The sequence below is a fragment of the Bacteroidales bacterium genome (assembly GCA_013141385.1).
Classification (GTDB): Bacteria; Bacteroidota; Bacteroidia; order Bacteroidales; family Tenuifilaceae; genus UBA8529.
The window spans coordinates 51,924-75,530 of sequence record JABFRB010000003.1 but is presented as its reverse complement, the minus strand read 5'-3'; the positions used below and the strand labels follow the sequence as shown (position 1 = coordinate 75,530).

General features: G+C 35.2%; 20 protein-coding genes and 1 pseudogene. 12 read left to right on the top strand and 9 right to left on the bottom strand.

What is annotated here, in order from left to right; all coding sequences use genetic code 11:
• Positions 1–148: 148 nt before the first annotated feature.
• From HOO91_03630 to HOO91_03615, 4 genes are all read right to left on the bottom strand, one after another.
• Positions 149–1,210, bottom strand: a complete 1,062-nt coding sequence (locus HOO91_03630; GenBank protein ID NOU16634.1) for a hypothetical protein — start codon at positions 1,208–1,210, stop codon at positions 149–151.
• Between the two features lie 68 nt (positions 1,211–1,278).
• Complete coding sequence (locus HOO91_03625; protein NOU16633.1) at positions 1,279–3,588, bottom strand: TonB-dependent receptor; 2,310 nt, start codon at positions 3,586–3,588, stop codon at positions 1,279–1,281.
• A 141-nt stretch (positions 3,589–3,729) separates the two neighbouring features.
• Positions 3,730–4,641, bottom strand: coding sequence for a hypothetical protein (locus HOO91_03620; protein NOU16632.1), 912 nt, complete (start codon positions 4,639–4,641; stop codon positions 3,730–3,732).
• A gap of 74 nt (positions 4,642–4,715) precedes the next feature.
• Positions 4,716–5,504, bottom strand: a complete 789-nt coding sequence (locus HOO91_03615) for a hypothetical protein (GenBank protein NOU16631.1) — start codon at positions 5,502–5,504, stop codon at positions 4,716–4,718.
• Between the two features lie 380 nt (positions 5,505–5,884).
• On the opposite strand from HOO91_03615, the gene plsY reads away from it, so the two are divergent.
• On the top strand, positions 5,885–6,535 hold the full coding sequence (gene plsY, locus HOO91_03610; protein ID NOU16630.1) for a glycerol-3-phosphate 1-O-acyltransferase PlsY: 651 nt from the start codon (positions 5,885–5,887) through the stop codon (positions 6,533–6,535).
• Positions 6,536–6,547: 12 nt separating this feature from the next.
• On the opposite strand, the gene HOO91_03605 is transcribed toward plsY, so the two are convergent.
• Both HOO91_03605 and folP read right to left on the bottom strand, forming a co-directional pair.
• The gene (locus HOO91_03605) at positions 6,548–7,348 is read right to left on the bottom strand and encodes a TIGR00159 family protein (GenBank protein NOU16629.1); all 801 of its coding nucleotides are present in this window, start codon (positions 7,346–7,348) and stop codon (positions 6,548–6,550) included.
• Between the two features lie 19 nt (positions 7,349–7,367).
• Positions 7,368–8,243, bottom strand: coding sequence for a dihydropteroate synthase (folP, locus tag HOO91_03600; protein ID NOU16628.1), 876 nt, complete (start codon positions 8,241–8,243; stop codon positions 7,368–7,370).
• 145 nt (positions 8,244–8,388) lie between these two features.
• Here folP and tmk point away from each other — a divergent pair, with 145 nt between their 5' ends.
• From tmk to HOO91_03570, 6 genes are all read left to right on the top strand, one after another.
• Positions 8,389–9,072, top strand: a complete 684-nt coding sequence (tmk, locus tag HOO91_03595; protein ID NOU16627.1) for a dTMP kinase — start codon at positions 8,389–8,391, stop codon at positions 9,070–9,072.
• Positions 9,073–9,184: 112 nt separating this feature from the next.
• The gene (locus tag HOO91_03590) at positions 9,185–10,411 is read left to right on the top strand and encodes a DoxX family protein (protein ID NOU16626.1); all 1,227 of its coding nucleotides are present in this window, start codon (positions 9,185–9,187) and stop codon (positions 10,409–10,411) included.
• A gap of 41 nt (positions 10,412–10,452) precedes the next feature.
• Entirely contained in the window at positions 10,453–12,597 is a 2,145-nt protein-coding gene (locus tag HOO91_03585) for a S46 family peptidase (protein ID NOU16625.1), read from the top strand.
• Positions 12,598–12,723: 126 nt separating this feature from the next.
• The gene (locus HOO91_03580; GenBank protein ID NOU16624.1) at positions 12,724–16,188 is read left to right on the top strand and encodes a SpoIIE family protein phosphatase; all 3,465 of its coding nucleotides are present in this window, start codon (positions 12,724–12,726) and stop codon (positions 16,186–16,188) included.
• A gap of 572 nt (positions 16,189–16,760) precedes the next feature.
• A complete protein-coding gene (locus HOO91_03575) occupies positions 16,761–17,351 on the top strand; it encodes a hypothetical protein (GenBank protein NOU16623.1) in 591 nt (196 codons plus the stop codon).
• 267 nt (positions 17,352–17,618) lie between these two features.
• The gene (locus HOO91_03570; GenBank protein ID NOU16622.1) at positions 17,619–18,596 is read left to right on the top strand and encodes a DUF2971 domain-containing protein; all 978 of its coding nucleotides are present in this window, start codon (positions 17,619–17,621) and stop codon (positions 18,594–18,596) included.
• Between the two features lie 51 nt (positions 18,597–18,647).
• Here HOO91_03570 and HOO91_03565 read toward each other — a convergent pair whose 3' ends face one another.
• Complete coding sequence (locus HOO91_03565) at positions 18,648–18,866, bottom strand: helix-turn-helix transcriptional regulator (GenBank protein NOU16621.1); 219 nt, start codon at positions 18,864–18,866, stop codon at positions 18,648–18,650.
• Between the two features lie 94 nt (positions 18,867–18,960).
• On the opposite strand from HOO91_03565, the gene HOO91_03560 reads away from it, so the two are divergent.
• From HOO91_03560 to HOO91_03540, 5 genes and pseudogenes are all read left to right on the top strand, one after another.
• On the top strand, positions 18,961–19,149 hold the full coding sequence (locus HOO91_03560; protein NOU16620.1) for a type I addiction module toxin, SymE family: 189 nt from the start codon (positions 18,961–18,963) through the stop codon (positions 19,147–19,149).
• 142 nt (positions 19,150–19,291) lie between these two features.
• Positions 19,292–19,597, top strand: a complete 306-nt coding sequence (locus tag HOO91_03555; GenBank protein NOU16619.1) for a nucleotidyltransferase domain-containing protein — start codon at positions 19,292–19,294, stop codon at positions 19,595–19,597.
• Positions 19,587–19,925, top strand: a pseudogene (locus HOO91_03550) (DUF86 domain-containing protein). Before HOO91_03555 ends, HOO91_03550 begins: the two are co-directional and overlap by 11 nt.
• Before the next feature lie 164 nt (positions 19,926–20,089).
• Positions 20,090–20,647 carry a hypothetical protein gene (locus HOO91_03545; GenBank protein NOU16618.1) on the top strand — a complete coding sequence of 186 codons (558 nt, stop codon included), beginning with the start codon at positions 20,090–20,092 and terminating at the stop codon, positions 20,645–20,647.
• Between the two features lie 172 nt (positions 20,648–20,819).
• Positions 20,820–21,572 (top strand): phosphoesterase, encoded by a 753-nt coding sequence (locus HOO91_03540; protein NOU16617.1) that lies wholly within the window; start codon positions 20,820–20,822, stop codon positions 21,570–21,572.
• A gap of 126 nt (positions 21,573–21,698) precedes the next feature.
• On the opposite strand, the gene HOO91_03535 is transcribed toward HOO91_03540, so the two are convergent.
• Together HOO91_03535 and HOO91_03530 are read right to left on the bottom strand one after the other, a co-directional pair.
• Positions 21,699–22,526 carry a hypothetical protein gene (locus tag HOO91_03535; GenBank protein ID NOU16616.1) on the bottom strand — a complete coding sequence of 276 codons (828 nt, stop codon included), beginning with the start codon at positions 22,524–22,526 and terminating at the stop codon, positions 21,699–21,701.
• Between the two features lie 168 nt (positions 22,527–22,694).
• On the bottom strand, positions 22,695–23,507 hold the full coding sequence (locus tag HOO91_03530) for a hypothetical protein (GenBank protein ID NOU16615.1): 813 nt from the start codon (positions 23,505–23,507) through the stop codon (positions 22,695–22,697).
• Between the last annotated feature and the right edge of the window lie 100 nt (positions 23,508–23,607).

The following is a 23,607-nucleotide window of genomic DNA, read 5'->3' as shown; positions in this document are numbered from 1 at the left end:
CTCCAAGCACGAAAAGTCGTCTTTAAACCTGCCTGAAAATTCTATTATGTTTTCCCCTGTAAACTTCATGCGTTCTATGGTTAGAATGCAAATCTAATAATAGTATTTAAATAAACACCTCAATTATAATATTTAAAAATGGGTGGTTCTATCTTCTTTCAAACCTAATCTCGGAAAGTGCTCTTACAGCACGGTCGGAGAAGAAATCGGGAGCGGGGAAAATTTTGAAGTTACCACCATCCAAGTCATTTGGGTCTTCAATTAGGAGGAATTCTGCCTGATCGTTACGGTTAAAGAGTTCGGCGTAGGTTATGGCTACTCGGTAACCATCAAGCCCAGCAAAAACGAATAGCCCATGTTGGAGGTTTTCCTTGGAAAGTTTGAAGTATGGCTCAAGCACCTGTTTTAGCAGAAACCCTGTAAATGGCATGGTGCTATGAATGCCTTTACCACGCCCATAGAAAATGGTATGGTATGTTATTTTGCTTAACTCTTTTGAAATATCTTTCATTAGAATATTTTCACCATCCTCTGACTTTAAACTAAATGTTTCGCTGAACATTGGCGATAACCCTTTTTGTATTTTAAAGGTTGCATCTGCGGATTTAACGGTAATTTTTGATGGATTTGAGATATTCCGCTCGGTTAGGAGATCGCTAACAACAACTAACTTAGAAGTTTCGGGAAGAGGCCATAACTCTTTGGTTTTGCTGGGAACTATACGCATAACGGTATTTGCAATGATGATATTATGCAGATTGTTTGGGTAGTAGAGTTCACCCCATGAGAATATAACTTTTTCGCCTTTATCGTTGCTAATTTCTACGTATAGGTCAATAATAGGAGGGAATTCCACTTCATTCTTCTTTTGAAGTTTAACTGTGTTTAGAATATCAAAAAGTGAGTAACCATCGTACCTATATGCACCAACAAATTTATTGCTGCCATCGGGGTTGAGGTTGGTCTCCTTCACAATCACTGAGCGGAGGGGTAGCTTGCTGAAGTCTACAGCACCAGAGTTTGCAATTTCACCATCAACCGTTAGGGCTACCATGGGCAGCTGTTTGGTGGATTCGTTGTCGTAGAAATTGTTGGTTAAACTTGCTGTATCGGATTTATTCTGGTTTGCAAATGTTTGGGACTGGGTTTGCCCCGAAACGCAAATCGCCAAAATTAGCCCAAAGGATAGAGATAAAAATACTTTTTTCATTATGATTATTTGTTATTAGTTACTTGTTATTAGTTATTTACGCTCAATTTACATATTTCAATTACTACCTATATCCTTACTCCAACTCCAAAGGTTATAAATCGCCCTGGACCAACAGCACCCTTGCTATCGTATACCTTTTTATCGAAGATATTTTGGATGTTAAGGCTAACATTTGTGTGCTTGTAGATATTGCGTGAAAGCCTTATATCGACCTTAATCCATGCAGGATATTTGTTAGATAGTACTATCTCATCATAAATATTCTTGTCGTTTACAAACATTTCGCCTGTATAACGACAGGTTACACCAGCGTTGATAATCTTTGTTTTTAGAAATGCTCCCACAGAGAATGAGTTCTGAGGAACATCCGTTAAGGACTTATCTTTTAGATTAACTGGATCACTTGCGGAAAGAGGTTTGTAGTCCGATATTTTCGCATTGCAATAGGCATAATTTCCAAACATGGTTAGCGAAGGTGTTGGGCTGTATGATACTTCGAATTCTCCCCCAAAGATATTCACACTCGAGATGTTTGAACGCTTCATTATTGGGCGTTTACCAAACCCCATATCGATACTATCGCCTGTTGAAACGTAGTAGAGGAAATCTTTACCCTTTGAGTAGTACAAACTTGTAGAAAGTTTTAAATTTTTCAATGGTGAATAATCGCTACCAACCTCAAAATTATCGAGGTATTCGGGTTTTAGGTTCGGGTTTGCAATTTTTAATCCCCCTTGAATACGACCAGTTCTGCAAAGATCATCCAGAACCGATGGTCTAAAACCTTTGCTATAGCCACCATAAATTCTAAAATCATCATTGGGTCTATACTGTAGGGAAATCCTTGGGCTAAATGCGCCCCATTGTTTATCATCAGCAATTGAGAATACGTATTTTCTTAGGAAAGTAGTTTCGGCGGATGGGTTGTAGATAATGAATGCACCATCGTAGAATCGGGCTAAATCATAGCGTAAACCCACAAGAAGTTTAACCTTTTCGGTTAGCGAAATATCGTCCTGTGCGTAAAACCCGTAAAAATTCATCTTCCCATTGTTATCAACCTTATCTGTTGATGTATAGTAGATATCCGATGCATCAACCTGTCCGTTGCGGATATCAAAACCAGCGGTGAAGGAGTTTTTGCCCAATGAATAGTTGGTACTTGATAACAATCCCAAATCCTGCCGAACCGAGGTTACGTTATACCATGAGTAATCATCCTTTTTAGATTCGGAAACTTTCATGTAATTCTCGTTGAGGTAGAAAAGAGAGGTATTCCACTTCAATCCGCCAACCTTACCGCTTAGATTTGTTCGAAACTGGTAGGTTCGATATTCTGTTTGATTACCATTTGGTTGGTATACTTTTTCGCCTGTACCTCTTGTTCCATCGTAAATGCTCAGGTTTGCCTCGGCATTAAACTTATCGGAGCTATTATAGCCAAACCTAAAGTTTATGTCTTTTTCATCAACATTTGATTTAACAATAAATGGGTTGATTTTCCTATCGGCCTCTGATTGTGTGATGTAGCCATCGCTATTTTGGTAAAAAGTGTTAGCAGTCCAGTAGAATCCTTTATTTGATGATATAGAACCGATTTTACCACCTAGATTTAACCTTAATACACGTGTGTTATATGTGCCGTATTCAGCTGTAAGGTTTCCCTGAATAGATGAGGTTGGCTTTTGTGTAATAACGTTAATTATGCCTCCCATGGCATTTCCTCCGTAGAGAGCGGAACCGGGACCTTTAACTACTTCCACACGTTCAACATCGCAAGTTGAGATAAGATTCCAATTTACCGAGCCACCATCTGCTTTATTTACGGGTATACCATCGAGTAGAACGAGAGTACGAGCCTGCTCGTTGCCGCTTAGCCCACGCATTGTTACCGATGATTTGGTTGAGAAGATTCCAAACGAACGGCTTACCTGAACTCCGGGTAGGAATTGAAGGATTTCATCAACGCTTTGAGCAGCAACCATCGATATTCGTTCCGCTGAAATCATATTAATCCTTCCCGGTATTTGGCTTATCCGATTCTCGGATCTGGTAGCCGATACAACAATTTCATCAAGATAAATTTCATCTTTAGACATTAATATTTCTAGATTGATATTGCTATTCCCTGATACCAGAACTTTGCTAATCGTTTTTTTATAGCCAATGCTAGTTAAGGTAATTATATACTTGCCATTCTGTAGGTTGACGAATTTGAAAGCACCATTGACATCGGTAACGCTGCCCTTATTTTCTATTACTACGTTTACTCCAGCCAGTGGCGAACCACTTACTGAGTCCTTTACAAACCCCGAAATGCTTTGACCTTTAACCAGTATTGGGAATAGTAGGATTAATAGTATTTTGAGTTTCATCCTAACAAAATATTTATATTGTTAATTACTAATATATTACGATGTTGTTTATTAACATTCTTTAACGAGAGGATGGAACACCCATGTTTTGTCCATTCGTGTTAGTGCAATCTGCATTACATGGGTGTTTCATAACCATTTCTATTTTTGTATTTTAACCTCAAGTTCCATGTAGCCTGTTTCAGTTAAATCGGCATGTAGAACACGTACAAGCCCGTATTTACCATCCTCGGTTTTAAAGGGAACAATTTTTCCAGTAGTGCAGAACTTATCGAGACCGCTTACTGATTCAGGTTTAAATGATGTAACCAGAAGGCTATCATTTTGAGCATGTTCAAAATCACTAGCACTAACAAGATTATTGTCGGATGCATGATAATCGTAAGAGGTTAATCGGACTACGCTCCATGATGCTATTTCGGGGTAGCGACCTGTTACTGAGCTACTACCTGTATAACCGGGACAGCATAGGGTGGGGGAGAGAACACCACTTGTGGTGTAAACAAATCCAACAAGATCAATATCCCCCTCATGTCCAGGTACATTGGTTTTGCTGTAGAGCAAACCTGTATGTAAATCCAAGTAGTTTGGTAAATCGGTATTGCTCTGCATTCCGATTTTTAGAGATGTATAGTGGTAAATTTCGCCATAATCAACTCCTGTTCCAAGATTTATTGTTAATGTAATGGATGCTGAATCGCGATTGGAGTTCATTACAAAGAACTTCCATATTTCTTGCGTTGCAGATGATTTTGTGGAGTTAAAATCTACATTTAAGCTATCTTTTAAATATACCCCTTGATCCTTTTCGGTGATTAGTTTACCATCGGCAATGCGCTGAATTTTTAGGTTAGTGATTATTGCTTTAGGGTTGGTTGCCTTAATGCCAAACTTTAGCTTTCCTCCAACAGCAATTGACTGCCCGTTTTGAATATAATCACTATCACTTTTAAGCGTAATTATGGGTTTTGTGGTTGGTTCATCGTCCTTTTTGCACCCAGTATTATACAGCAACAAAAGGGCGAGTATAAAGATTAAGTTTTTGTGGTTCATGGTGTTAATTAAAATAAATTTGGCTGCAATCTATATGTTAAGAATGCAGCCAATATTATTAAAGTGATTCTAAATTACTTCTTTAGCTTTAGCTCAAACTCAACATAACCATCGGCATTTTGGGTAACACTGGTAACTTTAATTAATCCGTAAATGTTATCGTGTGTTTTAAACGCCCAGATATTGCCTACCGCTAAGGTTTTTGCTTTCTTATTACCAGAGGTTAAAGTGCTATTAAAATAGGTTGAGATTGACGCATCATTCTGATGTAACTGATCAAATTGAGCAGTTGTAATTGCTGTTACAGGAAGGGTGAAAAGGGTTAACCTTTTAGTTGTCCATACATCTGGAGATGTTGTTCCAGTGAATATACCTGTAATATTTGCACCAGGTGATGATAATGTAATATCGTTGATGCGGCTTGGTTCTACGTGCTCGTAGAAGCAAAGTAGATCAATAGTATCCTGATGTGTAGATGCTAATTCTTGTGTGTAAACTAGTTTTTGTCCAATAGAGTAGAAACTGCCAAATGATGAATTGGATTGAGCACCCATTTTAACTATAATTTTCTGCTCAAAGTTAGCTGTTAGGGTTTCATCTGTTGATTTAGTGATATATGAAAAGTTTGCATCTGTGCTAACCTGAACGTCACCTTTTGTCCAGTTTAAAAAGATATAACCAGAATTAGGCGTAGCAGTGAGGTTTATACTCTCTCCAGACTTATAAGAACCTCCACCAGTAACTGTCCCAGCATTTTCCGGATTAGCCACAACGGTTAAAGTGTAAGATTCATCTTTTTTACAAGATGACATGATTATTACCGCCGTAAAGCAAAGTAGAAAAATTTTTAGAGTTGATTTCATTTGTTTGTAATTTTATGTTTAAACTTGGTTTCAATCTATTTTTTTGGAAATATGTATTAGGAAATGCTTCAATTCCAGATATGTAAAAAAATACATAACGATGACAAAAGTAAAAAAAAAGTTAACAAAACCATCAACACTCAAAATAATTTACGTTCACCAAACACTCAACCTTCTATTCATTAATCCTCAAATCCTCTCATTGCTTTATTCCCTCATTTTCAAATTCTCTCATCTTCAAATTCTCTCATTGTAATTACGATCAATCAACAAAATCTAATAATATATCATCACTCTATAATTTACACCAATGCAGGCACATGCGTTTTTTAGCTTTGAATCCAGAAAAAAAATTCGCTAATTTGCCAAAAATTTGGACTGTGGAAGGTTTTTACAAAATATTAGTAATACTATTAGCTTATCTTATTGGTTCTATCCCAACGTCTGTCTGGATTGGTAAGATTTTCTATGGTGTTGATGTAAGGGATTATGGCAGTGGGAATGCTGGAGCAACCAATGCAATGAGAACGCTTGGTGCAAAGGCTGGTATTCCTGTATTCATAATAGATATGCTAAAAGGCTACCTTGCTGTTCGGCTACTTTATTTGACGCATTTTTATATACCAGAGACTGGTCTTTTCGTAGATTTCCAGCTTTACTTGGGTCTTGCTGCAATGTTTGGCCATATATTTCCTGTATTTGCTGGATTTAGAGGAGGTAAGGGTGTAGCAACCTTATCGGGCGTTGTTTTTGCACTTCACCCTTATGGTGCTCTTTTTGTTCTTTTGATTTGGGTTGTAACGCTTCTTATATTCCGTTATGTATCATTAAGTTCTATGATTGCTGGGTTTTCCTTTCCTGCAATACTGATTTTTGTGTACAGAACGCAATATCCTTCATTGGTAATTTTCGCATTTATTCTGGCAACGCTTATGCTTTTTACGCATCAAAAGAATATCGAAAGGTTGATGAATGGCCAGGAAAAGAAGATCAAACTAAAGAAGAATAAATCGATAGAGGATAAGGCTTAGACTTTATTAGGACTAATCTTCAATTGTTAGAAAATCCTCTAAAAGTTGGCGTAGTTTCATACTTGAAATATCATACTTAATTTCGCCTTCAACCCCAAAACTAATCTTTCCCGTTTCTTCAGAAACAGTTGCGATTAGGGCATCTGTATGTTCACTCATGCCTAGTGCAGCACGATGACGCATACCATAGTGTGCTGGAATATTTAGATTTTCAGTAACAGGAAGAATACACCTAACAGCTCTGATTTTATCATTTACAATAATCATTGCCCCATCATGAAGAGGGCTATTCTTAAAGAATACATTTTCAATCAATCGGCTTGATGTTTCAGCATTAATAATATCCCCTGTTTCAGCATAATACTGTAGTTCAGATTTTCGGGCAATAACGATGAGTGCGCCAGTTTTTGTTTCGGACATGTTGCGGCATGCCCGAACAATTGCCTCGATGTTTACAGGAGCAACTAAGTTTTTTTGTTTTGGGAAAAGCCAATTCTCAATCGAGAATCGATTTTTTGAAAAGTATCGGGTTCCTATAAAGAGTAGAAATCGACGAATCTCCTGTTGAAATACAATTATTAATGCAATTACTCCAACTCCAATAATTTGTCCAAGGATACTGGTTAATAATTCCATATTCAGCACCTTGACAACTAGCCATATCATGTATAGCGCAAAAATCCCAACGAAGATGTTGATTGCCACAGTACCTCGAATCAACATATATATCTGGTAAAGAAGGAATGCAACCAGAAATATATCTATCACATCAAGAACCCTAAATGTAATAAATACAGCTACGAAATGAAGCATTGCTTAGTATTAATGGTGTTTATACTTTAGGTTGACCAATATAAAATTCAGTAAGTTTTATTACTTCTGCAGCCTCCTTAACATCGTGAACCCTAAGAATTGATGCGCCATTCAATATGGCTATTGTATTAAGAATGGAGGTTCCATTTAGCGCTTTATTTGGACAAGTATTAAGTTGCTTATAAATCATCGATTTTCTTGAAATACCTGCAAGAATTGGAAGTTCAAAAACCTTAAATGAGTCAAGGTTTTTAAGAAGTGTATAGTTATGGTCTAAGTTTTTACCAAAACCGAAACCAGGATCTATAATTATATCTTTTACGCCAAGCAATTTAAGCATTTCAATCTTTTTGGTAAAAAAGCCAAAAAGCTCTTTGGTAATTTCATTATCGTAACGGGGATCTTCTTGCATATCCCTAGGAGATCCTTTCATGTGCATTAAAACGTAAACGAGTTTTAAATCGGCAACCGTTCGAAACATATTTGAATCCATTTCCCCAGCCGAAATATCATTTACTATATCAATGCCAAAATTGGTATGCATTGCTTTAGCAACGTTTGCTCTAAAGGTATCAATGGAAATCGTGGCATCAGGGAATTTTTTTCGGATTACCGATAATGCCCTAGTAAGGCGTTTAATTTCAGTGGCTTCGTCAACTGGCATTGAGCCAGGGCGTGTTGAACATGCACCAATATCAATAATGATTCCCCCTTCGAGGAGTATCTGTTCTGCTCTTCTTGCTATTCTTGACTTTATTCGGAATTGACTGCCACCAAAGAATGAATCGTTTGTAACGTTTATTATACCCATTATCAGCGGCTTGGAAATGTCAATTAGCTTTCCATTACTTAATAATGTTCCTCTTCCCTGAAATAATGACCCAATTTTTTCCATTTTTTTCTATCTTGCAAAACAATTTATTATGCAATAAGGTTTCTATTCAACATGCTAATTTCGCCTTAAAATTACTAAAGATTTACAACATCTGTCTCAATTAGCGTTTGAAAAATAGAATTTTAACTTAAAGACTGATATTAGAATGGCTTTTATCGATATTGAAGGATTGGATGGTGCTGGAAAATCTACTCAGATTCGGCTACTAACAGAGTATTTCAAAAAAAGAGGTGTAAAGAGTAAATATTTACATTTTCCACGAATGGATTCTCCCTTTTTTGGTGAGATGATTGCCCGTTTTTTACGAGGTGAATTTGGGGATGTCAGTCAGGTTGATCCTTACATTGTGGCTATGCTTTATGCTTGCGATCAGATGGATGCTTCAAAAATGATTAAGGATTGGCTCGAAAATGGTGAAACGGTGATTCTCGATAGGTATGTGTATTCAAATGTTGCCTTTCAGTGCGCCAAGATTAATGATGAAGCCGGGCAGGATCGTCTTCGGAAATGGATTATCGATTTAGAGTTTGAGTACTATAAAATTCCTCAACCCGATTTAAACCTTTTCCTTGATGTACCATTCCAATTCACAAAGGAACGATTAACGGAGATACGAGAAGGGGATGATCGTGATTATTTAAAAGGTAAAGAGGATATTCATGAAAAGGATTTATCTTTTCAAGAAAAGGTTCGCCAAATCTACCTAAAGCAGGCAAAAATTGATTCTAGTTTTAAGGTTGTTGAATGTTATAACAAAGATTTGAGTATCAAAAAGCCTGATGAAATTTTTAATCTTATAATTAAGAGGGTGGAAGAGCTATTAAAATAATGGAATGCATTATATTTCTTCAATTTTTCATGTATGTTTTTTTTCGATATCTTTAAATAAATTGTTTTATCAATTATCTCAAATTAGTGTTGGTTGATAAATATTGATTTTTATGAAAACCATATTAAATGTTTGCCGCTATTTACTTGCTTTCCTTTTTATCTTCTCAGGATTTGTTAAAGGAGTAGATCCTCTCGGATTTGCTTATAAGCTAACCGATTACTTTAAGGCTTTTAATGCAGATTTTTTTGAACCAATAGCCTTATTACTATCGTTCGTGCTATGTGCTGGAGAACTTCTTATTGGTCTACTTTTACTATTTGGGGTAAGACTAAAATTAGCCGTTTGGGGCGCATTTCTATTTATGGTTTTTTTCACCCCATTAACTTTTATACTTGCAATATTCAATCCTGTGCACGATTGTGGATGTTTTGGAGATGCTATTAAATTAACAAACTGGCAGACTTTCTATAAAAACATAATATTCTTTGCTGCGGCACTTTTACTTTTTATAAAAAGATCGAGTTTGCCTTCTAATACAACTATTTTAAAAGATTTAATACTTTTTGTAATACTTGCAATTATCGCATTTATACCTCCTTTTATTGGGTATACGCGATTGCCTATGTTTGATTATAGGCCTTTTAGCATTGGCGTGAATATACCGAATGCAATGGTTGTACCTGAAGGTGCTCCAAGCGATGTTTATAAAACTACTCTCTACTACAAGAAAAATGGCATTGTTAAGGAATTTAGCGAGAATAATATACCATGGCAAGATTCTACCTGGAAATTTGTTGATAGCAAATCGGTACTGATTAAAAAGGGATTCACACCCTCAATCGAGAGTTTTGGGTTGATGACTATTTCTGGGAGGGAAATAACCGATAGCATTCTATCATACCCCAGTTATTATTTCTTGGCAGTAGCCTATCGGCTTGATAAAACAAACTTAGAAGCAACCAGTAAGCTCAATGAGCTATACTCTAAAGCTGCTGCGAGCGGGTATGGTTTTGCTTGCGTTACAGCATCAACACAGGGTGAGATTGATAATTTTGTTGCTAAAACAGGTGCACTTTACCCGTTTCTGAATGCCGATGAGGTTTTGTTAAAAACGGTGATTAGAGCAAATCCTGGATTAATCCTGCTAAATAAAGGAACAATAATTGGACAGTGGCACAAAAACCATCTGCCCGATGCGTCATATATTGCAGGAGATCTTAACGCTAAACAGATTTCATTGATGATGGAATCATCGAATAAGCGTTTAACTTTAATGCTTTTATCCTTATTAGGGTTATCATTGGCATTGATTTATATAATCAAACAAAAGAATTAGTTATATTTTGATATAAATATTAATAGCAAATAAAATTCTAAATGAAAAAAATTACTATTATGCTCTCATTCCTTCTTGCATGGCAATTTAGTATGGCCGATGAGGGGATGTGGTTAATAAATCTTATTACTAAGAATATAGCTCAGATGGAGGCTCAGGGTATAAAACTTAGCGCTGAGGATATTTATAGTATTAATCATTCAAGTTTAAAGGATGCCATTGTTCAACTCGACGATGGAAGTTGTACCTCAGAGCTGATTTCTGCAAAAGGATTACTACTTACAAATCATCATTGCGGTATTGATGCCATTCAACTTCATAGCACACCTGAGCATAATTTACTTAAGGATGGCTTTTTTGCCCGAAATCTTAGTGAAGAGTTAAGTATTCCAGGTAAAACTGCAATGATTCTTTTTAGCGTAGAGGATGTAACCTCGAAAATGGTTAAATATCAAAACGAAAAACTTTCAAGTTCCGACTACTATAATGGAATTTATGCTGGAATGGATTCTATAGCAAGAGCATCCACTCAAAACGGTAAGTTTTATGCCATTGTTAAGCCGATGTTTCATTTTAATACTTTTTACCTCTTTTTATACGAACGTTTCCTAGATGTACGTTTGGTGGCGGCTCCTCCAACTTCTATTGGAAATTTTGGGGGTGATGTCGATAACTGGCATTGGCCAAGGCATACTGGCGATTTTAGCATGTTTAGAATATATACTGCTCCCGATGGCAAACCTGCCGAGTACAGTACCAAAAATGTTCCTTACATTCCTAAGAGATTCCTTAATATCTCGTTAAATGGTGTAAAGGAGGGCGATTTTACCATGATCATTGGTTACCCTGGAACAACCTATCGATATTCAAGTCCATCCGAAGCAATGCAAGCTCGTGATGTTCTTGCTCCATGGAAGGATAAAGTTTGGGGAGAACTTATTCGAATTATTAAAGATGCACAGGCAAAGGATCCAAAAGTGAAGGTTAACTATACCGATAAGCACGATATGCTTGTTAATTTTTGGCAAAAAGATACTTGGCAAGCCGAATCGATGTTTAGATTTAATGTTGTTGAAAGGTTAAAAGCACGCGAAGATAGCTTAAGATTATGGGTGTCGCAGAAGCCATCAACAAGAGCTAAATATCTCTCAGCAATGCCTGTACTAGAGGATTATTTTAAAACATATAGAGAGAATAAATGGGTAGAACTTTCAGGCTCTCTTGATGCAATTTTGGGTTTCCCTGTTGATGTAAATAAGAATATTAATGCATGTGATGAGCTATTTGGGGCAATGCTTAGCAAGAAAAATGTTAAAAAAGTAGCAAAATCTATTAAAAAGAGAATCCCTAAGATTTTCGAGAAATATTATATAAATCCTGATGTTTGGCTGTATTCAACCTCCCTAAAAAGTTTAATCGATAATACTTCCGATTGTCCCAATATACCGATGATTCAGGCAATCAAACAGCAACCCCAAATTAGCCAGATGATGCCTTTGTATGCACAAAGCTTCTATCAAAGGTCGTATTTTACATCACCTGAAAATTTGAAGCGGTTTCTAAAAAAACCAGCTATTGATAGTATTGTAAAAGATCCCATTTTTATGCTTTATCAAAGTTACCACATGCTTTACGATTCTATTTCAAAGATAATTAGACCACGGCAATCCGACTATGAAAAGGCTATGCAGCTGTATACAAATGGATTACTTGAAATGGAGGATAATAAGTTACATTACCCAGATGCTAATTCAACCATGCGATTAACCTACGGCAAGGTGATTGGTTATAAACCCAATGATGGGGTCATTTGTAAGCCATTTACTACCCTTGATGGGTTGATGGCCAAAGAAAACCCTAAAATAGATGTTTTTAATGTTTCACCAAGATTAAAGCAGCTATGGCAAGCTAAAGACTATGGGCGGTATGGAGTCGATGGTATTTTGCCAGTATGTTTCCTCACCGATAACGACATTACAGGTGGTAATTCTGGTAGTCCAACATTAGATGCCAACGGAAATCTAATTGGAATTGCATTTGATGGTAATAATGATGCAATGGCATGTGATTATGCTTTTGAACCTGATATTCAGCGAACCATTATAGTAGATATCAGATATGTGCTCTTTGTTATCGATAAATATGCAGGAGCAAAGAATCTGATTGATGAGATGAAAGTCTTGTAAAATATTAGTTATGAACAATTATAGCTCAGTTTAAACGCTGAGCTATTTTTATTAATAATATTGCTTGTTTTTTTTCAATTATTAACTCTTTTGGTGTAATTTACTCGGTCTAAAAAAGGATAGTTTATGAAATATAGTATATTAAAAAGGGTGTTTTTAATACTCTCATTTAGCATTGTTGCTGCAATTGGAACTTTTGCACAAAAGGGCGTCCCATATATTTCTAACTACGAGTTGCTTTCAACAATGAGCAACCAGAACTGGTCTATCCTCCAGAGCGATGAGGATCACCTAATGTATGTTCTTAACAGAAAAGGGGTTTACGTATTTGATGGTTTTGAATGGTCAAAATTGAATATTAATGGAAAACCAATCGCTATCTTTTCGCTTAACAACCTTTTTGTAAGCACCGATATGGAGATTGGTTACTTCAAAAAAGATCAAAAAGGCGAATTCAATTATAATAGCATACAGGATTCAACGCTTGATATTTACTATAAGTTTTTGAAAATCGAAAATGACTTGTATACATGTGGAACTCAGCATATAAGCAAAATTAGTATGAGTGGTACACCAAAAACTGAGCCTGTATATGTTGAGGGAGATTCAACCCAGATGATCACGGATTTCTTTGAACTCAATGGGATTATTTACATCATTAAAGATAAAAACTCGGTTTATCGACTTGAAGAGAAGAATGCTACTTTGCTCAGATTAAACCTAAATAAGGATGAAAATATTAGCTTCACTTTTAATCATAATAACTTCTCATACATTGGAACATCTGGGAATCGACTTTTTATTTTCAATGGGTGGGAATTTAAACCTATAACCCTTAAAGATCAACGATACCTGAATGCTAGCTATATAAATGGAGGATTATCTCTCGATAGTAGTCGATTTGCAATATCAACTCTTATAGGAGGTTGTTCAATTATCAACTCAAAAACATTAGAATCAGAGAGTATAATTAACTATTCAAACGGTCTTCCAGATGATGAAGTATACTCTTTGGGTAAGGACTACTCTGGAGGACTTTGGATTGCTCATGGTATGGGAATTTCTCGGGTTGATTTGAATATTCCCGTAAAATCCTTCGAGCACTACTCTGGAATTACAGGGAATATCCTATCAATTGCAGAGTTTAATAGGACTATCTACGTTGGGGGTAGCGAGGGTTTATACTATTTATCAGAGGTTAAGAATTTTTCGGAGATTGAGACTCCCGTAATACAACGGAATCAAGCCAAAGCCAAAGAAGAGGTACAAACCAAAAACGAAAAACAGGTTACTGATACCAAATCTCAACCTGATGAAAAGGATTCAAAGAAGAAGAAAAAAGGCTTTTTTGCACGTCTTTTTAGTAAAACAGATAAGGCTGAAACACAAACTGTTGAATCTCCTACAGGTGAAGGAAATGTAAGCAAAAAGGAGAAAGAAGAGATAAGCGCTGCAAAGAAAAAAATGTATTCCCTGCAATCGGTTAGTAATATTTATCAAAGAGTTACAGGGGTTGAGGGTAAGTGTAAACAGCTACTAGTGTATAATAGTAAGCTCTTAGCCGCTACCAGTACTGGATTATATGAAATTGGCTACAACAAAGGAAACTCAATTTTAGCTGGCACCTACATCCTTTTTGCAAAACCATCGGAATTTAATTCTAAAAACTTACTAATATGTTCAACTGAAGGAGTATCAATTCTGTCGAATACAGGGAGTAATTGGAATGCAAAAAAGGTTTTTTCATTTGATAGTGAATACCCTTTGTCAATTGTTGAACTATCGGACAACAAACTAATAGTAACCACCGAATTCAATATTTATGAGTTAACGGTGGTGCCAAATGGCGAAACGGTTTCTAAACGAATTACACCTTCAAATATAATTGTTGAATCACCAATTGTACGGAAGGTACTTGGAAACATTAAGGTTTTTACAAGTAATCATATTTATTTGTATAATCAGTCGCAGGATGCGCTTGTTGATGAGGGAGCTCCAGCTTCAAATTATGTAATTAATGCTATTTATTCGCAGTACGGTTACTCATGGGTAAATGTAGATCGTAAATGGAATCTTTATTCACCTGAAAAGGAGGTTAATCTTGATGTTTCAAACTATTTAGGGCTATTCGATAGGATTAATGATATATTTATTAATAGCAGCAATGAGCTTTTGGTTGTAAATGGATTTAATCAAATAATAAAAATATCTGCCACAAAAGGTGAATCAAATGTTCAAACATTCCCTCTTTTCTTAAAACATGTAACTGATAATAATGGAGTCAAACTAGATCTTAAAGATATCAAGCTTAGCTATTCTAATAACTCGCTATCTATTAGTTTAGGTGCTCCATCTTTTATCAAGGAAAAATCGGTTCAATTCCAGTATATAATTGATGGAAAAACAAGTAAATGGACCGATTGGAGTAGTGATCCCGTTCTTAACTTCCCATTTTTCCCAAGCGGGAAATATAAAATTATGATAAAAGCAAGGGATGTATTGGGTCATGAAAGTTCAATTTACACGTTACCCTTTACCATTAAACCTCCCCTTTGGCAAACCCCTTGGTTTATTGGTCTTTGTATTATAATTGTTTTTTCTCTTTTTGTTTTTATTGTTCGATACCGGGAGCGTCAGCTGCAGAAGGATAAGCAAATCCTTGAAGAGAAGGTGAGAGAAAGAACAAAAACTATTGAGGAGCAGAAAAATGTACTAGAAGTTCAGCGCGATGAACTTGCTCGCACTAACGAGGAAATATTGCAACAAAAAGAAGAGATAGAGGCACAAAGAGATGAAATTGAGGCGCAGAATGATCACATTTCAAAGCAAAATTTAGAGATGACCCAGAGCATAGAATATGCCAAGAGGATCCAAACTGCCGTAATGCCAACCCCCGATCTTGTTCAATCAATATTACCTGAGCACTTTATTCTTTTCAAACCTCGCGATATTGTTAGTGGAGATTTTTACTGGATGACAAAGACTGATGGTAAGATAATTATTGCTGCCGCTGATTGTACTGGACATGGGGTTCCGGGAGCAATTATGAGTATGCTTGGTATTTCATTTCTGAATGAAATTGTGAAGGTAAGAAATGAGACAAAACCAAATTTGATTCTTAATAATTTGAGGGATTCAATAAAGTCTACACTATCACAAACAGGTAAGGAGGGGGAATCGAAAGACGGAATGGATATTGCACTTTGTACAATTGATCTTGATGCTAAGAAGATAGAGTTTGCAGGGGCCTACAACCCAATGTACCTGATTAGGAATGGCGAATTAGTGGAAATTAAGGCCGATAAGATGCCCGTTGGTATTCACATGGTTGAAAAGGAATCGTTCACTCATAATGAGATTGAGTTCAAAAAGGACGATTGCATCTATATTTTCTCCGATGGCTATGTTAGCCAGTTTGGAGGCGATAGTGGTCGTACATACAAGTCAGTACCATTTAAAAAGTTATTAGCTATTATTTCCGAAAAACCAATGGCAAAGCAAGGTGAAATGCTTGAGCAGGAATTTGAGGAATGGCGAGGATATAACCCTCAGGTTGATGATATACTTGTGATAGGTGTTAAATTTACGTAGCCTTCTAACTTATGAGAATGAGAATGTTACAAATTGTAATTGGGATTGAGTTCATAGCCACGAAGGCACAAATTCATGATAAGTATCAGAAATTGGTTTAGTTTAAATCACAAAAAAATATTAAACATAGAGTTAATTGTATAAAAAGTATAGAGAACGGCGAAGCCCTCAAGGAAGTTTAACACTGAGTTGAAATGGCTAAAAGCCATTTCTGTTCTTTGCGCTCTTGAATATGTTTATGTAGACTTAAACTTTTTCTTTTTTGACACGACCTTAGTTTTGAGAGATATTTGAGACTTTGCGGGCTTTGCGTGAAAAAATGAAATTTAAACAATCTCTCATAATGTTTGATATTTATTATTCAATGTCGTTGACTTAAGGTTATTTAAACGCTAGCAGGACCTTCGGACTCTGCTAGGTTAATTGTCTTGATGGACCTTCCAGATTCGTAAGAACTGGAAGCGTCGATAGTAAAATCGTTAAGTCAACGACATTGATTTATTATTTATGAACCGTAGTGTCTTAGCGACTTAGTGGCATAATTTTCTTTAATCGGATAATAGAATATCAAAATGAAAAACAAAAAGGGATATTTAGCATTCTTCTTTCTTTTAGCTTTTACCAGCATATTTGCCCAAAACAAGGCTAAAACTAATTGGATACAGGAAAAGAGTGCTTACACTGCTCGTTGGCGAGTTGGTTTGGGTGTTGATATTGATGAACCCAGTGGCGTTGATGTTCAGTTCTATAGGCTTAGCAGGATTTGTACTGGAGCATTCTCTATAACTAAAAAACTTTCCGTTGGAGTTTATGCAGGCAAGGAAGGGTATGTAATGGGAAGTTTAATTGATAAGAAAAATACCGATTGGAAATTGGGCGGTACACGTTATGGATTAGATATAAAATTCTATTTTCCACTATTCTTGAATCCATACATAGGAATAGGAGCGGAGGGCGGCACACGGAACATAAAGAACACTCTCGATTTCTATCCCGATGCAATTATAAGGGTTGGTATTGAACAAAAGGTGTTAGGTGTTAAGTTATCCTCAAACTCATCATTGAATGCAACCATTTTTATTGATGGAAAGTACAATAAATGCCTTACTAACAGCTTTAGCTATATTCTGCCATGCTTTGGGGTAAGGTTTCATTTCTTGTAATATAATCTCCTTTTTCCTAAGAATGTAAAGGGTGGCGAAAGCTACCCTTTTTTTGTTCCAGTTTAACCTTAAACATTGAACAGGGAGTGCTTATAGATGTGTGTCGCTAATAAAATTGCACATAAGAAATAAAATATAAATGAGATAAAAAGGTTAAAATACTCTTAGAGAATATAATTTAATTTGAGTAAGTTTGTTAGCAGACCTATAAATGAGTTAGGCAACATGTTGAGACCGCCTACCAAGGGATAAATAAAATTGTGAAAAATGACTGATAAATATAAGTTGTCTGGTTGGGAATACTCTATGGATAGTATATTACCGATGCGTTTTTCGGTCTATCCTAATCCTAATGAAGATTGTCCAAATGAATTAATGAAGTACTATAAAATAAATAAATACAGCATAGAGTCTTTAACTAACGGATATTTTTATGCATCACATCCATTTCAATTAAATGATCCATTCGAATGTTTTCGTAACTTATTGGATTTTGAGAATGTTTCATTTGAGACTTACAAAAAGTATTATTGTTCTATGGATCAAAACCCAGAAGAAAGAGTAAGAAGGTTGTTTGATACTGAGTATGAAAAACTGAAACTTCAGTTTATGTCCGATCTGCATGATGATGTATTTTCTAAAATGGGGATTATTTCATTAACAAGTAATCCCTGTGATATGTTAATGTGGGCGCATTACTCTAATCATGATGGTTTTTTAGCAATCTTTGATGTTGAAAAGTTAGTAAAGAAATTTCATGGTCCATTTCCAATAAATTATAAAGAGAAAGCAGATAAGTTTGACATAAATATAAGTCCTCACTTGGCTATCTTTTATATGACTAATATTAAATCTAAATCATGGTCATATGAAAAAGAGTGGAGGCTCATCGCGGAAACAGACTCAAATTTATTCTTGCCTCATCAGCCAAATATAGAGAATCGCATTGAAAGACAGTTTCCTTACTCTAAGGGTACTTTAAAAGAAATAGTTTTAGGATTCAATTTCAATAAATTAAGCATAAATAAGGTTACTAAAAAGGACGGCTTTGTTATTTTGGATTTCAAAGGATTAGAAGATGCCGATTTTAGAGTAACTCTTTTAGATTTTATAATTCAAAATAATATTACAGTTTCTTCGATTCATTTATTTGAAAATTTAGAATTTAAACTTATAAAAAAGGAGTTAGAATTAAAGTATTTTGACAAATATGAATATGGATTTAAAATAAAGCACGTTGCCTAACACCCGCTAGCGCAGATTTGCAATTTTGAGCGTTCTAAACCCCATTTTACCTTAGGATAAATCGACCAACTTTGATAAAGAAACTTCTAAAGCATTAGCTATTTCTAATAAAGTATAAAGAGTTGGGTTGACCTTACCATTTTCCAACTTCTCAATAGCTTGACGGTCTTTATTGCATGCTCTTGCCAAGTCGGATTGACTCCAACCTTTCTGTTCGCGAAACTCTACAACTCGCTGACCGATTCTCTTCTTTAGTTTATCACGTGTCACGAAACAAATGTCAGCTAATTTGTTGACAAGTTTGTCATATTAAAAGTTGACAAATTGATTTTTTAAATTACATTTGTCATATAGTTGTATGACAATGGTAAAAATCAGAAAATTGAAAATTCATACGAAATTCCGCACAAGGAGATTTGATTGTACAACTATTCCTGAAATTCGGCTTGAAGGAAAGTGGCTCGCAGAGCTTGGCTTTAAACAAGGGCAAATAGTAGTAATTGAGCAAGAACCCAATAAACTTATCATAACAATAGATAATGGAACTAAATAAATGCTCCGCACTAACCGAAGTCAACCTCCCAGACGCAACCAACTTGTGGAACGTTGCAAACAAGTTCTGAACGAGTTATCATAGCATATCCAACTTGTTTTTAGAAAATGTTGTATATTTGACTCAAGTTCAGAATAATTAAATGAATAAGATACTAGCTGATAGAATACTTGATGTAAAAAAACTTTGTGAAATCTATAAGGTTAAGACGATGTATGCATTTGGCTCAGTATGTACTGATAGATTCAATGAGAACAGTGATATTGACCTTTTAATCTCTTTCGATAATTTATCGATAGACCAGTACACCGACAATTATTTTGATTTACATTACAAGCTGCAAGATTTATTTAAACGCCGCATCGATTTACTTACTGAAAACTCTTTATCAAACCCATATTTCATAAAAGGTGTTGAACAAACTAAACAGCTGATTTATGCAGCTTGAAATTTAAAAGTTTTTGTTTGACATTAAAGCCTCGATTGATTCTATTTATGAATATCTTGGCGAGAATAGAGATTTCAATACATACAAAACCAACAAACTTCTTAAACGAGGTATAGAACGAGAGTTTGAGATTATAGGAGAAGCCGCTAGTCGTATTTTGAAAATTGATTCCAACTTCCCGATTGAAGATGCAAGAAAGATAGTTGATTTACGAAATTGGGTAATTCATGGTTATGACAGAATTGATGATGTAATAATTTGGGGCATAATCTCAAAACAACTTCCAATCCTTCAAAAGCAAGTTGAATCTTTGTTAAAGGATGAATAAAAATCAGTTTACAACAGCGTTTTTATCCTTTTTTAGGCTGCTGATGTTTTGGTAGGCTCAACGCTTTTTATTTACTTTACTATCGGGGGTAATAAAACAGTTTCAATCTCCCAAATGCAACCAACTTGCGAGACTTTGGTGGAAAACTTAATTGTTGAAATAAAATGGCATTAAAATATACAAATAGGGTTGGTGAAAACTACTATTTTAAAGCAATACCGACAAAAAAGGGTAGACTTAGATACTATACGACAAAGATTGAAGATGATTGTCAAAATATAAATGAGATTCCTAATGGATTTGAGATTTATGAAACTCCAGAAGATGCGATTGTTGTACTTAGATTAATTGTTAAAAAGCTATTTACAGAAAACGAAATATCGGTGATTGAGAAATCAATTGCTAAAACAACAAATCTCAAATATTCATTAATAGATGTGCGTGAGAATTGCTTGACAGTATTTGTTGGGAATAGAAATGGAGTGGATTTAGGCGAATGGGATGAAAACTATAAAGATTTCATGATTAAGACGCAAGCATATCATCCGAAAATGAGAATTATAAAAACTAAAAATGAATTTATTATCCAGCGAAGGTGTTACCTAGGTTCAATGGATGATTGGATAGAAATTGATAGGTCTGAGGACTTGGAAAGCCTTTCACTAATCTACTGTTACCATTTAAACAAAGAAAGTTTTTTTGAGTTATTTGAGAAACAATAAAAGCCAACCGCCAACAGTGTATTTATCCTATTTGGGTTGATGATGTTTTGATAGGCTCAATGCTTTTTGCTTACTTTACTATCGTGTTGTAAGTAAACGGTTTGAACCTTCTAAACGCAATTAACAAGCGGGGTTTATGCACTAATTTATTTTAAGAAACGACCAAAGATATATGATAATACAGATTGCAAGTGATTTGCATAATGAATTTGGAATTCTTGATTTGGATTTTGAAAGCATTGATTTATTGATCTTGGCTGGCGATATTCATGTTGGAGAAAGAGGGTTATTGTGGATTAAAGAACAAGTCAAGAAAGTACCTGTTTTATACGTACTTGGAAATCATGAATATTACAGAAACTCATACCCTAAATTGCTGAAGAAACTTAAGGAAGGTTCGAGAGAATCAAATATTCACATTTTAGAAAAAGACAGTATAACTATAGATGGAATTACATTTCATGGAACAACATTATGGACAAATTTTGAATTGTTTGGTAATCCAAGAATTGCAGGAATTGAAGCGCAACAAAAAATGAATGATTACAAATTAATTAGAATTGATCCCTCTTATTCCAAATTAAGGTCAATAGACACACATCTTTTCCATTATGAATCACTCGAATGGCTAAGAAATAGCCTTGAAAAAAGCAAAACCTCTAAAAATGTTATCATAACTCATCATGGTCCAAGTATATTGTCCTTATTGCCTGAATATAGAGAAGAATTAATTTCAGCTGCATTTGTATCAAATCTTGAAGACTTTATTAAAGAGATGAAACCTGAATTATGGATTCACGGACATATACATAATTGCTTAGATTATACAATTGAAAACACAAGAGTAATATGTAACCCTAGAGGTTATCCAGACGAACCTTATAATGGATTTAATAATAAATTACTAATAAAAATTAGTGCATAACAATGATTCGACAAAAGTTACGAATTCGTGTTTTCCAAATACAGCATTGAGTGACATAGAAGATTTAATTAAAAAAGAGGTTGTTCGTTTGAACAACCTCTAATATTAATTACTTATCCTTAGAAATTAAAAATGTACCATCAAATATAAACTTCCATAGGAATATGGGAACGTTGTATAAAGATTATTACTTCTATCACCAGGCGTTACCGCACGATCATATTTTACTAGTTGGGTTAGATTCATCTCTTCACCTTTAAGATTGCCCTGTGATTCCCACATCTTGCCATACTGAATACCTAATTCAGCCCCAACACAAATTTTAGGCATAAAATAGTATTCTGCACCAGCAAATATACCTAGGCTTACCGATTTGGTAGCACCATCGTTAGATTCTAATGTTCTGCTCGATAAATTACCCCAATGCGTTGTTGGGCTAGGATTTAATTGATTCATTTGGTTACCATACTCACGTGTGTACTTGGTTTTATAGTATGAGAACCCAAGATCGGCACCGTAAAAGCCTCTTAGCCTTTTATACCCACGAAATTTTTGGTAGCCAAGTCTTACCCCGTAATTGTTGTCAATTGAGGTTTGCCTATCCTCAACTTGCTGACGACTAAGAGGATCAATAGCCCTAGCAGCATCATCAATTACATAGTAGTTATATACATACTTTGAAGAGTTTACACGAATAGAAACTCTTAGCGCCTCATTATCACTAAGGAAATAACGGAAATATAAATTTTGATCTCCTAAATTAAGGGAGTTATTGGTATTTCCGTTAAACATATTGCCAACATAATAAAGAATTGGATCGGCTGAAAGTCCGACGGCAATATCACCTTTTTGCGGAAGAATAATACTTCCGTGTTTATTTACCAGTACACTATCCTGAGCTATAGCATTAAGTCCAAGAAGCAGTACGGTAAACGATATAATTATTTTTTTCATCTGTTTAAATTAAGTTAACTATTTGTTTTGCAACAACATTTATACTAAAGTATTAACAACAATTTGCTTTTAACTCCGATAGATTGTCTGTAATTTGCTCATTTCTTTTGGTATACTCTTGAACATGGACATTTCATGAAGTCTTATTTTCGCAAATTTGATTAATAATTAGTTTTCGTTTTGAACACCTGATAGCGTAATCGTACTAGCGTAAGTAGTGCTTATAGATTGAGCAGGTATAGTTCCAGTATAAAGGAATTTCTTTGATGGAGGAACTGTAAGGGTTTTGGTTGCTTCAAATTTAAGACTTATGGCCTCATCTTTAGGAATAGTTGCAGTTATTTTTCCATCAGCACCAACAGTGGCAGTACCTGCCCAAGTTGAGGTGTAAAGATTCACGATAGTACCTTGTGGTACGTTCTCATTTCCTGCAAGAGTTTCATCCATATCGGCTTTAAGAATAAAAGCACAAGTAACTGTTTCTACAAAATTATCTAGCTGATTTTGACCATCGTATGTAATTTCCTTGCTTTTGCTTTCTCCTGGTAAAACAGATATAGTTTGTGCTGCGGTTACTGAGTAAATTTTTGAAATAGTATTTGACACAGACCCGAATGACTGTACCTGACTATAAGTGAATTCTGCTGCTTTTATAGTAACAGTTACACCTGTACTAACGGTAGGAACGGTGATATCTGCAATTCCATTACTGATTAATACAGTATCAATCCAATTTCCGGTTACACCTGCGGCACTACTAAGGCTGCTATTTGGGATAGATACAAAAACCTTAGTTCCATTTGGTGCTAGTTCTAAACCTTGTTTAGTCTTATCCAATTCAGCATAAAAATATGCTTTCACCTTAGCTTTCTGAGATTTATCTAAGGTTAAATTTGATGTTGTTATTTCTTTTTCGCAGCTGGCAAAGATAAATGCCAAAGCAATCAAAATAACCCCTAATTTTCTTTCTGTTCTTTTCATAATGTTTAAAATTTGGTTATTAGTTGGTAAAAGATTAATTTATTTAAAAGTAATTTTCTAAAAATCAAAATGGGATACGAAATTATAAAAAAAATAGTAA